Source organism: Herbaspirillum sp. RTI4, assembly GCF_034313965.1.
In the GTDB taxonomy this organism is placed as follows: Bacteria; Pseudomonadota; Gammaproteobacteria; order Burkholderiales; family Burkholderiaceae_D; genus Herbaspirillum.
Window position 1 is genome coordinate 1,160,682 of the sequence record NZ_JAVIWQ010000002.1, and the last position, 14,834, is coordinate 1,175,515.

A 14,834-nucleotide genomic window follows, 5' to 3' on the forward strand; every position below is an offset into this window, starting at 1 on the left:
TGAGTCGCCTCTGATGAATTTACTGCACGGCGCAATTTCAGGACGGGGTTTCTGGTCTTGATCTTGTGTCGCTCGCTGCACTGAATCAGCGGTGCATTCAGACTATAAATCTTGATGAATATGTTCCAAAAAAGCCTGGATCACGGGTTCGTTACGGCTAAAAAAACTCCATTGACCGACTCGCTTCGCCTGCAGCAACTGCGCCTTGATCAGCGTGGCCAGATGCGCCGAAACGGTCGATTGCGACAAACCTATCCGCTGATCGATCAGGCCGGCGCAGACACCCAGTTCCAGCGGGTAATCCTGTTGCGCGAAATACTGCTCGGGACTTTTCAGCCACGTCAAAATATCGCGCCGCACCGGGTTGGACAGGGCTTTATGGATGGCGTCGAAGTCGATGGTCATACTGGCATTCATTTCGTTTCCTGGCGAATTGTATATCGATGTTTATTGAAATACATTTCGCAATTATACGATATATAAAAAATACGCGTTGAGCCGTGCCAGATCATCTGGTTTGCATAGCGCGCATTCCCATCGGATTGAATCAGGCGAATATCAAGCGCGGCTCTTGCCTGCCCCGCCAAGCTGGATACCCGCATCGCGCGACATGCCCAGATAGCCGATCAGGGAAAGAAAGGTGACGATAGCCGCAAAGGTAAAGGCCCAGCGGAAGTCGGCGAGGAGGTAATGCGTGCCACCGGCCCCGGCAGCATCGCCGCGCAAGTGTTCGGCGATATTGAGCGAAAGCGCACCGAAGGCAATCCCCATGCCGATGGTCATTTGCGCCGCCGCGCTCCAGAGCGTGCTGGCGGTGCTCATCAGGGAAGGTGGAATATCCGCGTAGGCCAGCGTCGCCAGCGTGGAAAATTGCATCGACCGCGCCACGCCATAAACAAATACCACCAGCACGATCAGCGGCAAGGGCGTGGCGGGTGAGAGCCAGCCGCAGGCAAGGGTGAATATCCCGGCGACACTGGCGGCGGCGATACAAGCCGTCTTGAAGCCATAGCGTTTCAAGAATGGCGAAACCAGCGCCTTCATGCCGAGATTGCCGAGCGCGCTGGCCAGCAACAGCAGACCCGAATGAAACGCCGACAAACCGAAGCCAATCTGAAACAGTAGCGGCATCAGATAAGGAACCGCGCCGATACCGATGCGGGCGACTGAACCGGTCAGCACGGTGACCGAATAAGTCGGTATTTTGAGCGTCGAATAATCGATCAGCGGATGGGCGCGGTGTTTGGCGTGGTGATAGGCGCATGCGCCCAACACAATGCCAGCAGCGACATAGGCCAGCGCCAGGCCCAGATCAGCACCCGGCAGACTGGCCAGCTCGGTGCCGTACAGAATTCCGGTCAGCGCGCCGCCGCTGAGAAAGAATCCGACCAGATCCAATGGTTTCCTGACTTCACCGCGTTGATTGCGCACCAGAATACCGACCGCGATCAAGGCAGCAATACCGAAGGGAATATTGAGGAAAAAAATCCAGCGCCACGAGGCATAGGTCACGATGAAGCCGCCAATCGGTGGGCCGACGACGGGCGCGACGATGGCGGGCCAGGTAATGGTCGAGATGGCCTGCATCAACTGGCTTTTTTCTGTATTGCGCACCACGATCAGCCTACCCACCGGCACCATCATCGCGCCGCCTATCCCTTGCAGCACCCGGGCAGCGGTAAATTCAGTGAGGTTATGCGAGAAGCCGCACAGGATGGACGCTACGGTAAACACCACGATTGCGCCGCCGAATACAGTGCGCGAGCCGTAGCGGTCGGCAATCCAGCCGCTGACCGGGATAAAGACGGCGAGTGCCAGCATATAGGCCGTCATGCCTATGCTCAGCGCATTGGGGCCGACACCGAAGCTGCGCGACATTTGCGGCAGCGCCGTGGCGATCACGGTGGTATCCAGGTATTCCATGAAAAAAGTGGCAGCCACCAGATAAGGTAGCCAGCGGACGCCAGCCTGATGGTCGGTAGTAGTAGAAGTCATGCATATCCTGAAGCAAAAGGCAGGGAACAATGGGCGACACGGAATGGGCGATACAAAATGCGCCGGGGCTCCATTATCGTGGAATTGCGGTTTTCAGCTTGTGCGACTGCCGGTCGGTAAAGCGGTCTTGTATTTGACTTGCTTGAGCGCGAAGCTGGAGCGGATATTCTTGATTCCCGGGATGTTGGTCAGGTGATGCCGGATGAAGTGTTCCAGCGCCGGCAAATCCTGCACCACCACACGCAGTAAATAATCCTCGTCGCCGGTCATGAGATACACCTCCATGACTTCATCGAACATGCTGACGGCCTGCTCGAACTGGGTCAGCAGTTCCGACTGCTGGTTTTCCAGACTGATTTTGACGAAGACATTGACCTTCAAACCGACGGTATGCGGGTCGATGAGCGCGACCCGACGCGCAATGATGCCGCTGTGTTCCAGTCGCTTGACCCGCGCCAGTGTGGGTGAGGGAGAAAGATTGATTTTCGCGGCCAGCTCGACATTGCTCACATCGCAATCGGCCTGGAGGATGTTGAGGATGCGCAAATCTATCGTGTCGAGTTCTATCATGGCGTAAATTCACTGTAAATTATAAATATTTAGCACTTTATGCTGCAAATAAAGTAATTAGCAAGTATTTTCAGCCGCTCATGCTGCGTACTTGGCGGTATGGTGGAAGGAACTATATACATTAAGGCTGTCCAGCACAGCGCCTCACCGCAGTTGATCACCGCAGTTGATCACCGCAGTTGATCACCGCAGTTGCTCATCGCAGTCGCTCACCGCAGTTGATCAGAGAGCCTTGTGTGTAAGCCCTAAAAACTATTGATGGAGACTGATCGTGCAAAACCCGTCCGCCGAAATCCTGGCAAAAGAATTCGATACCGATGCATCTGAAACACAAGAATGGCTGGATTCACTGCGCGCCGTGGTGGCAGAAGTCGGCCCCGAGCGCGCCCGGTTTTTGCTCTCGCGCCTGAGTAGCGCGGCACAGCAATGGGGTATCAACTGGCGCGACGCCAGGAATACGCCTTACATCAATACCGTGCGTAGTGGCGAGGAACCACCTTACCCGGGCGGTTCCGATGCGCAAGTGATGGAAGAGCATCTGGCCGGCATCATGCGCTGGAATGCGCTGGCCATGGTCGTGCGCGCCAATCGCAGTTACGGCGAGCTGGGCGGCCATATCGCCAGCTATGCCTCGGCAGCTGACCTGTTTGAAGTCGGCTTCAACCATTTTTTCCGCGCCCGGACGGAGAGCTTCCTCGGTGATCTGGTGTATTACCAACCGCACTCGGCACCGGGCATTTATGCCCGCGCCTTTCTCGAAGGCGATCTGAGCGAGACCGACCTGACCTTCTACCGCCGCGAAATCGAAGCCGGAAAGCAGGGCGCGCGCGGCTTGTCGTCGTATCCGCATCCTTGGCTGATGCCGGATTTCTGGCAATTTCCTACCGGATCGATGGGCATAGGCCCGATCAACGCCATTTATCAGGCGCGATTTTTACGCTACCTGGAACATCGCGATCTGGTGCCGGAACAAGCGCGCAAGGTGTGGGGCGTGTTTGGCGACGGCGAAATGGACGAGCCGGAATCGCTGGCCGCGCTCAGTCTGGCGGCGCGCGAAAAACTCGACAATCTGGTGTTCGTCGTCAATTGCAATTTGCAGCGGCTGGACGGCCCGGTGCGCGGCAACGGCCACATCGTCGACGAGTTGGAGACCCTGTTCGCCGGTGCCGGTTGGAACGTGATCAAGCTCTTGTGGGGGTCCGATTGGGACGCCTTGTTTGCGCGTGACAAGGATGGCGATCTGGTCGATGCGCTCAATCGTACGGTCGATGGTCAATTGCAAACTTTCGCTGCCAACGACGGGGCCTTCAACCGCGAACGGTTTTTCGGACAGAACCCGGCTCTCAAGGCGATCGGCGATACGCTGACCGACGATGAAATCAACCGCTTGCGGCGCGGCGGGCATGACATGAAAAAAATCCATGCCGCCTATGCTGCTGCCGCCGCGCATCGCGGCCAGCCGACTGTGATCCTGGCGCAAACTAAAAAAGGCTATGGCATGGGCAGCGCGGGCGAAGGGAAGATGACCACGCATCAGCAGAAAAAACTGGATGAGGAGGCATTGATCGCTTTCCGTAACCGTTTCAAATTGCCGTTTGACGATGAGGCTTGCAAGAATCTGGCGTTCTACAAACCGGCTGCCGATAGCGCCGAGATGAAGCACTTCCATGCACGACGCGCAGCATTGGGCGGCGTTATGCCGCGTCGGGTCGCGGTTGGTAGCACGCAGGCAGCGCCGGCCATCGAGTCTTACGCCAAATTCGCACTGGCCAGCGATGGCAAGGACATGTCCTCGACCATGGCGCTGGTGCGCATGATGGGCAATCTGTTGAAAGATCCCGCGATTGGCCGGCGCGTCGTGCCGATTGTGGCGGATGAGGCGCGCACTTTCGGCATGGCCAATCTGTTTCGTCAGGTCGGTATTTATTCTTCTCAAGGGCAGTTGTACGAGCCGGAAGATATTGGCTCCATCCTGTCCTACCGCGAAGCGCGGGACGGGCAGATATTGGAAGAAGGGATTACCGAAGCCGGGGCGATTTCTTCCTGGACCGCCGCCGCGACCAGTTATTCGGTACATGGCTTGGCGATGCTGCCGTTTTACATTTATTACTCGATGTTTGGTTTCCAGCGCATAGGCGATCTGATCTGGGCGGCGGCCGACCAGCGTGCGCGGGGGTTTCTGATCGGCGCGACCTCGGGCCGTACCACCTTGGGTGGCGAAGGGTTGCAGCATCAGGACGGGACCAGTCTGGTGGTTGCCGCAACGATTCCGAATTGCATTTCCTACGATCCGGCCTATGCCTGGGAACTGGCAGTGATCGTGCAGGAAGGCATGCGCCGTATGCTGGAATGTAATCACGACGTGTTCTATTACATCACCGTCACCAACGAAAACGATGCGCAGCCGAGTATGCCGCAGGGGGCGTATGCCGGCGTCAGCGAAGGCGTATTGCGCGGCATCTATTGCCTGGAGCCGATAGCGCAGGCGCAGGTCAGGCTGCTGGCGTCGGGGCCGATTCTGAAAGAAGCGCTGGCAGCGGTGCAATTGCTGGCGCAGCATTTTCAGGTTGCGGCGGAAGCCTGGAGCGTGACCAGTTTTACCGAACTGGCGCGCGACGGCATTGCGGTAGAACGTGACAACCGGATGAAGGGCGAGCGTAAGCAGTCGTATCTGACCCGACAATTGGGGGTAAGCAAAGCGCCGGTAATTGGCGTGAGTGACTATGTGCGCACCTTGCCGGAAAGTATCCGTGCCTTTGTTCCGGCTAGTTACGTGACCCTCGGCACCGATGGTTTCGGACGCAGCGATACGCGGGCCAGTCTGCGCGATTTCTTTGAGATCGACGCCCGCTGGATTGCCTATGCCGCCTTGAATGAACTATGGATAGCCGACGAACGGCGGCAGGAAAAACTGGCGGATGCGGCAGTTCGTTTGCAGCTCGACACCGGCAAACCGATTTCCACTTCGGTATAGGTGAATAGATGCAGGTCACCGGCCCGCTTTCCGAGCGGGCCGTCTTTCTTCCTTTCTTCCTTTCTTCCTTTCTTTCTTCCTTTCTTCCTTTCTTTCTTCCTTTCTTCCTTTTCTCTCTCCACATTTATTTATCAGTGAACAAAAAACTCAGTACATGCGTGTCGAATAAGCGGTGTTTTTTGTCCTTGAAATAGCCAGCTTCGTAACTTTATTCAGGGTCCCTCAGTCCTAGTTTTATTTTTCCATCTTTGAAGGAGAAATAAGATGTCAAATCGTCCCTTGCCTGCAATCAGTCCCTCGGTGGGTATGACCCGCTCTGTCAGCCAGTCGACCTCCCCACGCGTCACACCGTCAGAGGAAACATCCCTGGCGCAGTCGCTCAGAGGCGTTGCCAATACGACTTCTCTGCCGCCGGTGGGCTCTTTATCGCCTCGACAAGCCACGGGATTTTTTGTGGATATTCCACCTCATGTGGAAGCTGAAACACGAAAAATCAGAGCGCAATTATTATCCCCCTTCGGTAAGCGGGAAATGGATATCTATGTTGCCGATTGGGTGAATCGGGAAAGTGTCAACACAGATACCTTGATCGCTGTGGATGGGAAGCTGACGCGCTATGGCGTGGTCAGTTTGGGGGAATTCATTTTTATCATAGGGCCGCGGCCAACCGTAAAAGAACAGGGGCCGCCCCATATCTATCAGCGACTGGTTAACTGTTACTCCCAAATCGGCATCATTTATGGGGTAGGGACGGAGATGAACAGTCGCTGCCCGGCATCAGGCTATGCCAGCCTCATCCGGTATTCCAGAGCCGGCCCATCGGAGCATAGTGAGTATGCGTTTTCTCATGAAAGACTGGTCAACCGGGTTCCGTATAAGGAATTAGCGGGGTTTTATCGGGATGAGAATATGACGGCGGAGGCGCTGTGGCACGCGGGACGCAGCATTGCGCAATTCGTCAAAGATCATCCCGGGGAAATTCCCATGATTTGTTCGGAGCGCGGTTTGTCTCATCCTTGCGCGGTCGTTGTCAGTGCCGTCATGCAGTTGTACGAACATGATATTGCGCAGATGCAGTCCCGCGACGCCACCGTCTGGAATAAAGTATTCGCCAATCTGCGTGAGTCTCTATGCGCCCAGCGTTCCAGACATAGCAGCTTGCATCTGCCCAATAACGCGATTCTTTCCGAGAACGTACATCGTTTGTCGAGCATAGACAGCCTGCGCTCGCGTGGCGTCTGGAATAATCAGATGCTCGATATGGTGCCGCATGTGCTGCCGCAAACCGGGCTGCTCGGCGAGCATGCGATTGTTTTGCAGGATGAACATGGGACGATCATGCACCGCTATACCGCTGATGACGAGCAGCATGGCGCCAGCGCCCGGCAGGCGGCGCTTCCAGAGGATATTTATCTCAATCATGTGACGGTCTGTGATGGACGTGCGGCGGATGTCAATACGAGAAAGGCGCTGGCAGTGGAGGGGCGGATGCTGGACCCGAATCATTATGAGGCGGGCAAGGCGGGCCAGCCATGGAACGGAAAAATCGAAGTGAACCCCGATGGCGATTGTCTTTTCCGCGCCTTGCATCGTGCCTTACCGACAGACATGAGAGGCCCTGGCTCAGAGGACTCTTGCATTTCGCTTTACAGAAATATCATTGCTGACTATTTCGCCAGTAATATCGACGTACTGAATCAATTCGTCGTGAAGGAAGAGGCGGATCCTGTATGGAAAAGCGTCACCTTGGGAAAAGTCCAGATGGGACACATCGCTTTCGTTTGTGAGAGTGGCAAGGGGAAGCGTACAGAAATGATTTCGCGTGAGGGAGTCCATCCTGGTAACCGTAATGCAATCAGGTTGATTACTCAAGACTCCACGGGGCAGTTCAGCTCGGACAATCAATTTTATGAATTGAGTAACGACAGTATTGTGGGCATGTATCGTTCCGCCATTTTGCTTAATAACCAGGTCACTTATCCCTCCCGCCAGAATCCGGTCGTGGGGTATATCAATTATGAGGGCGAAATTCTGGATATTGAGTTGTTACTGGGAACGGCGACGTATATCGTGCGTTCCTTATCGGCACCCAACAGCAAGGGCGGGTGTTATTGCATGCCGGTGTTATCGATGGCAAACCGGGAGATCTCGATGGTGACCGATGGTGACGGCAGAGTAGTCGGCGGGCCGCAGCATGGGGAGCAAATCCATATTGAGAATATGGAGCCGGCAAGAAACGCGATTTTTTTTACGCCCAAACAGAAGGGGAAATCAGCAAGAAGTCTGGTGTGTTACACCGGGGCGGATAATGCGACCCGAGAAATAAAATACACTGGGTTCATTAAAAAATATGAGCTTAATAATTATCACCGGTATGAAGTGGTGCCAGAAAAAAATGCGTATGTAAAAAATCCGGCACTACAGTTGTACCCGCCCAAATCGGCGGGGAAGATAGGTAAGTTTTCAACGAGCGTTTAACAATCGCAGTCCGGGACTGCAATCGATGGCAGTCCCGGCAGTGAAGATCCGCTCCGGATCGGCGACACAAGGAAAAATACAATGGGAGAGAACAAGATGGCGGCATTAAAAAGAATTGCCCTGGTGACGGGAGCCGGTTCCGGCATCGGTCGTGAAATCGCGCTGGCGCTGCTGGCCGATGGGTATGGTGTGGTACTGGCCGGGCGGCGCTTGCCGGCGCTGGAAGAAACGCTGGCGCTGGCGGGTACTACCGCTGTTAATGGACTGGTCGTTTCCAGCGACATCAGCGATCCGGCCTCCGTCAAATTCTTGTTTGCGCAAACCGTCCGCCATTTTGGGCGGCTCGATTTACTGTTCAATAACGCGGGAGTTTTTGCGCCGCCGGTTTCTTTGGAAGATATGCCGATTGAGCAGTGGAGAGCGGCAGTCGACATTAATCTGACGGGCGCTTTTTTATGTACTCAGGAAGCGTTCCGGGTCATGAAAATGCAGCAGCCGCGCGGCGGTCGCATCATCAATAACGGATCGATTTCGGCGCATGCGCCGCGGCCGTTCTCGGTGGCGTATACCGCGACCAAGCATGCGATCACGGGTCTGACCAAATCGACCTCGCTGGATGGGCGGCGCTACGATATCGCCTGCGGTCAGATCGACATCGGCAACGCCTCCACCGATATGACTATCCTGATGAAAAAAGGAATTTTGCAAGCCAATGGTTCGACCGAGATCGAGCCGACCATGGCCGTCTCGCATGTGGCGCGCGCCATCCTGTACATGGACAGTTTGCCGCTGGACGCGAACGTGCAATTCATGACGGTGATGGCCACCAATATGCCGTATATCGGGCGCGGTTGACCTGATGCGGCACTGATCCTGCGCTGCATCGACCGCGCTGATCAACTGCGCTGGATTCAAGAAACCGGGACGCCCGACAATTCTGGTGCCCCGGTTTTTTGCGTTTACAAGCTCCTTTTCGGCCAAGTAAAAAGACAAGCTGATGCGTCGGAAAAAGTGATAATGTCCGTGCGGCAATATAACTGTGCGCAAAGGGGACAAAATCCCTATCGGATTCGTTATTTGGTAAGTCCATCGGAAGATACAGTCGATGTGAGGCCGACCAGAATGATGATGGATGCGTGCCACGCTGGTAGAAAAAATTAACAATAAACCGATGATGGATGATTGATCGGTGCGGTTTCAGCGCAAAGATTTTTGCTGTATTTCGGTATGGCAGTTTTCCTTGTTTGGAGCTTGTGCCAGTCGCTACTTTTCATCGGAGGTTCCGAAACATATTCAGCAAAGGATTTTCCCATGACCGCCTTCACTACTTACTGGCGCAATACCCGTATCGGCATCAAGCTACCGCTGAGTAATTTTTTGTTTGTGGGTGTGGTTTTTGCGGTGTTTATTGCGGCGATTGGTCAGCAGATATCCGCCACGATCGAAGCCCGCGCCAACGTCGATGTCGGCGAAAAAACCGCGCTGCTGGTCAATCTGATTGAATCTTCCGACAGAGATCTCAGGAGTCGCGTAGGGTCGCTATCGAAAGCCTTTCAAACCAATTTGTCCGGTGAGTTTGAGCTTGATCCGGCAACGATCGATGTCAAAGGAAAGCCGACGCCGACGTTGAAACTCAACGGCAAAGTTGTCAACCTTGACTTCTCAGTGGCCGACCAGTTCACCGCATCGACGGGTGCGGTTGCCACGGTTTTCGTCAAGATGGGGGAGGACTTTGTCCGCGTCTCCACTTCTCTCAAAAATGAAAAAGGTGAGCGTGCCATTGGTACTCTGCTCGATCGCGCGCATCCTGGATATAAGGCTGCGATAGTGGGGGGAAACTATGCCGGCGTAGCGACGCTATTCGGACGCCAGTTCATTACGCAATATGAACCGATCAAGGACGGGCAGGGGAAAATTGTGGGACTGAGTTTTGTCGGATTGGATTTCACGGACTATCTGAATAATTTGAAAAGCACTATTCGCGCTTTGAAAATCGGCCAAACGGGTTATTTCTATGTGCTCGATGCACGACCCGGTGCCAGCTATGGCGATTTGATCGTTCACCCCTCGCAGGAAGGAAAAAATCTTCTCGGGTCCAAGGACCCGTCCGGTCGGGCATTCATCAAGGACATTCTGGAACAAAAGACGGGCGTGATTCGCTATCCCTGGATCAACAAGGAGCTGGGTGAGGCCAGCGCACGCGACAAAGTCGTGGCGTTCTCTTACTTGAAGAGCTGGAACTGGGTCATCGTGGGCGGCACTTATGTCGATGAATACACCAGCGAAGTGCGCGATCTGCGTAATCTGTTTGCCGTCATTGGTGTCGTGCTGGTATTGCTGATCGCCGGCTTCATGTATGTATTGATTCGTGGATTGGTCACTTCGCCTCTGGTTAAGGCCAGTGCGGCGGCGCAATTGCTGTCAGAGGGTGACTTGAGTACCCAACTCACTATCGATCGCGACGACGAAATGGGACAGTTGATGGTCTCCATCAACAAGATTGGCAAAGGCTTAAGCGAGGTGGTTCAGGCTGTTCGCCGGGAGTCGAACGGCATCGCTTCGGCGAGTACGGAAATCGCGCAAGGCAACATGGATCTATCGAGCCGTACCGAAACGCAAGCCAGTGCGCTGGAAGAGACGGCGGCGTCGATGGAGCAACTTAACGCGACGGTCAAACAAAATGCGGATAACGCGGAACAGGCGAATCAACTGGCACTTACCGCGTCCACTGTCGCCATGAGCGGTGGTGAGGTGGTGACACAGGTGGTCGATACGATGAAGGGAATCGTCGATAGCTCGCGCAAGATCGCCGACATCATCGGCGTGATCGATGGGATTACCTTCCAGACCAATATCCTCGCGCTGAATGCCGCAGTGGAAGCCGCTCGCGCTGGAGAACAAGGCCGTGGTTTTGCGGTGGTGGCCAGCGAGGTGCGTAGTCTGGCCGGGCGTAGCGCGCAAGCGGCCAAGGAAATCAAGGTGCTGATCAACGATAGTGTCGCGCGCGTGGAGCAAGGAACTTTGCTGGCCGATCGCGCTGGCAATACCATGTCTGAAGTGGTGGGGTCGATCAAGCGCGTTACCGACATCATGGGCGAGATCAGCATCGCCAGTAATCAGCAGGCATTGGGCGTAGCGCAGGTCGGTGAGGCAGTCACGCAGATGGATGAGACGACACAACAAAATTCTGCGCTGGTTGAGGAAATGTCCGCTGCTGCCAGCAGTCTTCAATCGCAATCGCAGGCGTTGGTGAAAACGGTGTCCGTGTTTAAGCTGGGTGATGAGTACAACAGCACCCGGAATTCTGCGATTGGAGGAGGTTCGGTGGTGACTGTGCTGCCGGGTTTGCCATTTCATGGTAGATCTGAAAAATAATTTTTGGCGACAAGCCGGCGGCTTATCAACGACGCCGTTTGGTGCCATCTGGTGCCGTTAATTGTCGTTTATTGCAGTCTGCGCGCTACTGTCGCCGGCGGCACATTTCATCACAGATCAAGGCTGCGCTGACTGCCGGGGTGCCGGCAAGATGCGTTGAAAAAAAATGCAGGGCCAGCGTGGTAGTCGAATCAGACCGGGATATTACTCAGCCTGATCAGGGAGTGCTGCGAATGCCGCTCCAGCGCGGCGTCAGTTCGTGCGGGAGCGCGAACAAATCCAACACTCTTCCCACGGTGTGATCCACCATTTCCGCAATCGATTGTGGCCGGTGATAAAAGCCGGGCAGCGGCGGATAAACGATGCCGCCCATTTCGGTCACGGAAGTCATGTTGCGCAAGTGCGCCAGGTTGAAGGGTGTTTCGCGCACCATCAGTACCAGGCGGCGCCGTTCCTTGAGCACCACGTCGGCAGAACGCGTAATCAGGTTATCGGATAAACCGTGCGCCACGGCAGCTAGTGTTTTCATGGAACAGGGCGCGATGATCATGCCATCCGATTCGAAAGAACCGCTGGCAATCGAGGCACCGACGTCGCGCACGTTATGCACCACATCTGCCAGCGCTTCGACATCCTTGCGGTTCATGTCCAGTTCCTGATGCAGATTGAGTACGGCGGCATCGGACACCATCAGGTGCGTTTCGGCGATGCCGGCTTCTCTCAGGACTTGCAGCAGTCGTACGCCATAGATGGCGCCGGTAGCCCCGGTGATGGCAATGATGAGGCGAAACGGAGGTTTTTTCATTCAGGGAACCGCGCGGACGCGGCTCAGGCTTTGAGTAAAGTTTGCAGTTCGCCGGAATCGAACATTTCAGTGAGGATGTCGGAACCGCCGACGAATTCACCGTTGACGTAAAGTTGCGGGACGGTTGGCCAGTTCGAGTATTCCTTGATACCGGCGCGCACATCGGGGTTATCCAGCACGTTGATGGTAACGATGTTTTCGACGCCGCTGGCTTTGAGTAATTGAATGGCTTTGCCTGAAAAGCCGCATTGCGGAAACTGGGCAGTGCCTTTCATGAACAGAACGACCGGGTTCTGGGTGACGGTTTCCTTGATCCAGGCTTGTACTTCGCTCATGGTGGTCTCTCTTGAATGGGGATGAATTGATCAGATGACGCCATTATATGAAAAGCTCTGCCTTTCTGCTGAAAAGTCGCAGAATTGAAAAGAGGGCGGTAACTTGAGGCGTGCGCAACATTAAAAAGGACGCATCAAACGGCCGCACAAAATTGAAAAGGGCGCTTGAGCGCCCTTTGCCATGCTAATGCTGCGCTTTTGGCGCGGCGGGTTATTAAGTCGCTGCTTCGATGTCGATTGGCAGGCGTTTAACGTCCGATTGATGATCTTGTAGCTGGCCCTTGTGCTTCAATACTTGGCGATCCAGTTTGTCGATCAGTGCATCGATTGCGGCGTACAGGTCGTGCGCGAGACTTTCCACGTGAATATCTTTGCCCTTGATATGGACATTGATTTCCGCTTTCTGCCGTTTTTCCTTTTCTGTCAGTTTATCGACGGTGAGGACGACGCTGACGTCGATGACGTGGTCGAAATGGCGTTTGATACGTTCGACCTTGGTCATGACGTATTCACGGATGGCTGGTGTTACATCGAGGTGATGCCCGCTGATTGTCAGATTCATACGACTCTCCTTCGGATAGTGTCACTGGAGGTCCGGCATCGGATGATTATCCGGTTGGATCCTTGAGCCTTGCGGCCCGGTGTTTGCCGCCGGATTGCCTGATCGGTGTGTTGATCGAGTGCGTCCGGACACAGTGACTAGTATAAAAAAATCCCGGTGCAAGTACTTGTGCGGCGCAATCCCGGAGTCACGGGACGGCGATACGCGCAATGCTTGCTCAGAGACTTCCCACAAAACAGTTACAAGGACTTGCGCAGCGCTACAGGGGGGATTTTCAGGACATCGCGGTATTTTGCGACAGTCCGTCTTGCAACAACCATTCCCTGTTCAGACAGCATGTCTGCAATCTTGCTATCTGACAAGGGGTTTTTTGTATCTTCGGCTCCTATCAATTGTTTGATCAGTGCGCGTATGGCGGTAGAGGAGGCTTCTCCGCCTGCTTCGGTGGACACATGGCTGCCGAAGAAATATTTCAATTCGAACATGCCATGTGGCGTGAGCATGTATTTCTGGGTGGTTACGCGCGAGATGGTGCTTTCGTGTAAACCGAGTGTATCAGCTATTTCACGCAGTACCAGAGGGCGCATGGCGACTGCGCCGTGCGAGAAAAAATTCTTCTGCCGCTCCACGATGGCCTGTGCCACGCGCAGTATGGTGTCGAAGCGCTGACGCATATTTTTGATCAGCCATTTCGCTTCCTGCAATTGCGACACGAGCGCGCCTTCGCCCTTGTGCTGCTTCATGGCGTTGGCATACATGGCGTTGACGCGCAAGCGCGGCATGACCTCGTGATTAAGCGTGACTTGCCATCCCAGCTTGCCTTCTTTAACGATCACGTCCGGCGCTACGTAGTCGGAGCGGCCTGAAAGGAATGCCGCGCCGGGATGCGGATTGCACTGCCGGATAACGGCTTGCGCTTCGCGCAGATCCTCATCGTCACAGACCAGCGCTTTTTTGATTTTATTGAAATCGCGCTGCGCAAAAAGCGGCAGGCAAGTCTGGACAATCGACAGCGCCAGACGTCGCGTCACGAAGGGAATTTTCGGCAGGCGCTTGATTTGCAGCGCCAGACATTCGGCAGCGTCGCGTGCGCCAACCCCGGCCGGATCGAAACTTTGCAGCAGCGTCAGTGCCAGTGTCAGCTCATCGAATTCAATTTCCAACTCTTCCGGCAGGCGCGCATAAATTTCTTCCAGCGGCTCTTCCAGATAGCCGCGCTCATCGATGGCGTCGATGACCAGTTCCAACAGTGCGCGATCACGCTGGCAGCACATGGTCTGGCCAGCTTCCTGCAGCAGATGCTCGCGCAGTGTCAGGAAATGCGCTTCCAGTTGCGGCCGCGAATCTTCATCGTCGGAGGTTTTTGTGCCGCGTGCGACATCGTCAAAACTCCACTCTGCTTCGTTAGCGGTGCTGCTGTCGCTGGCTTCTTGCTGTCCTCCCGCTTCGCCACTGTTGTCCGTCTCGCTGCCTGTGGTGCCGGTGTCGGCCGCAGTTTCTGCCGGCGACAGGGCGCTGGTACTGCCCAGTGCGCCATCAGCCAGCAGACGCACGGAGTTGTCCAGCGCATCGTCGAGGCGCTCCAGCAGCGGGTTGTCGCTCAGGATCTGTTCCAGTTCCTGTTGCATTTCCAGCGTGGACAGTTGCAACAAACGTATCGACTGCTGCAATTGCGGCGTCAATGCTAAATGTTGCGAAGTGCGGAGCTGAAGGGATTGTTTCATCGATGGAGTGCGTTCC

Annotated in this window: 11 protein-coding genes; 4 read left to right on the forward strand and 7 right to left on the reverse strand. The window is 55.0% G+C overall.

Annotation, left to right across the window (positions count from 1 at the left end):
- Positions 1 to 102 precede the first annotated feature (102 nt).
- From RGU70_RS05500 to RGU70_RS05510, 3 genes are all read right to left on the reverse strand, one after another.
- Entirely contained in the window at positions 103 to 405 is a 303-nt protein-coding gene (locus RGU70_RS05500; RefSeq protein WP_322210712.1) for a helix-turn-helix transcriptional regulator, read from the reverse strand.
- A gap of 153 nt (positions 406 to 558) precedes the next feature.
- Complete coding sequence (locus tag RGU70_RS05505) at positions 559 to 1,995, reverse strand: MFS transporter (RefSeq protein ID WP_322208387.1); 1,437 nt, start codon at positions 1,993 to 1,995, stop codon at positions 559 to 561.
- Between the two features lie 93 nt (positions 1,996 to 2,088).
- Entirely contained in the window at positions 2,089 to 2,562 is a 474-nt protein-coding gene (locus tag RGU70_RS05510; protein ID WP_322210713.1) for an Lrp/AsnC family transcriptional regulator, read from the reverse strand.
- A gap of 274 nt (positions 2,563 to 2,836) precedes the next feature.
- Between RGU70_RS05510 and mdeB the strand changes: the two genes are divergently transcribed.
- The 4 genes from mdeB to RGU70_RS05530 all read left to right on the forward strand — a co-directional run bounded on the left by mdeB (position 2,837) and on the right by RGU70_RS05530 (position 11,392).
- The gene (gene mdeB, locus RGU70_RS05515) at positions 2,837 to 5,539 is read left to right on the forward strand and encodes an alpha-ketoglutarate dehydrogenase (protein ID WP_322208388.1); all 2,703 of its coding nucleotides are present in this window, start codon (positions 2,837 to 2,839) and stop codon (positions 5,537 to 5,539) included.
- A gap of 264 nt (positions 5,540 to 5,803) precedes the next feature.
- Positions 5,804 to 8,017: a hypothetical protein gene (locus tag RGU70_RS05520; RefSeq protein ID WP_322208389.1), complete on the forward strand. Its 2,214-nt coding sequence runs from the start codon at positions 5,804 to 5,806 to the stop codon at positions 8,015 to 8,017.
- Positions 8,018 to 8,113: 96 nt separating this feature from the next.
- On the forward strand, positions 8,114 to 8,872 hold the full coding sequence (locus RGU70_RS05525) for an SDR family oxidoreductase (protein ID WP_322210714.1): 759 nt from the start codon (positions 8,114 to 8,116) through the stop codon (positions 8,870 to 8,872).
- A gap of 456 nt (positions 8,873 to 9,328) precedes the next feature.
- Complete coding sequence (locus RGU70_RS05530; RefSeq protein ID WP_322208390.1) at positions 9,329 to 11,392, forward strand: Cache 3/Cache 2 fusion domain-containing protein; 2,064 nt, start codon at positions 9,329 to 9,331, stop codon at positions 11,390 to 11,392.
- A gap of 217 nt (positions 11,393 to 11,609) precedes the next feature.
- Here RGU70_RS05530 and RGU70_RS05535 read toward each other — a convergent pair whose 3' ends face one another.
- From RGU70_RS05535 to RGU70_RS05550, 4 genes are all read right to left on the reverse strand, one after another.
- Entirely contained in the window at positions 11,610 to 12,197 is a 588-nt protein-coding gene (locus RGU70_RS05535; protein ID WP_322208391.1) for a UbiX family flavin prenyltransferase, read from the reverse strand.
- A gap of 23 nt (positions 12,198 to 12,220) precedes the next feature.
- A complete protein-coding gene (gene grxD / locus RGU70_RS05540; protein WP_322208392.1) occupies positions 12,221 to 12,532 on the reverse strand; it encodes a Grx4 family monothiol glutaredoxin in 312 nt (103 codons plus the stop codon).
- 214 nt (positions 12,533 to 12,746) lie between these two features.
- Complete coding sequence (hpf, locus tag RGU70_RS05545; protein ID WP_322208393.1) at positions 12,747 to 13,094, reverse strand: ribosome hibernation-promoting factor, HPF/YfiA family; 348 nt, start codon at positions 13,092 to 13,094, stop codon at positions 12,747 to 12,749.
- 239 nt (positions 13,095 to 13,333) lie between these two features.
- On the reverse strand, positions 13,334 to 14,818 hold the full coding sequence (locus RGU70_RS05550) for an RNA polymerase factor sigma-54 (protein ID WP_322208394.1): 1,485 nt from the start codon (positions 14,816 to 14,818) through the stop codon (positions 13,334 to 13,336).
- Positions 14,819 to 14,834 lie beyond the last annotated feature (16 nt).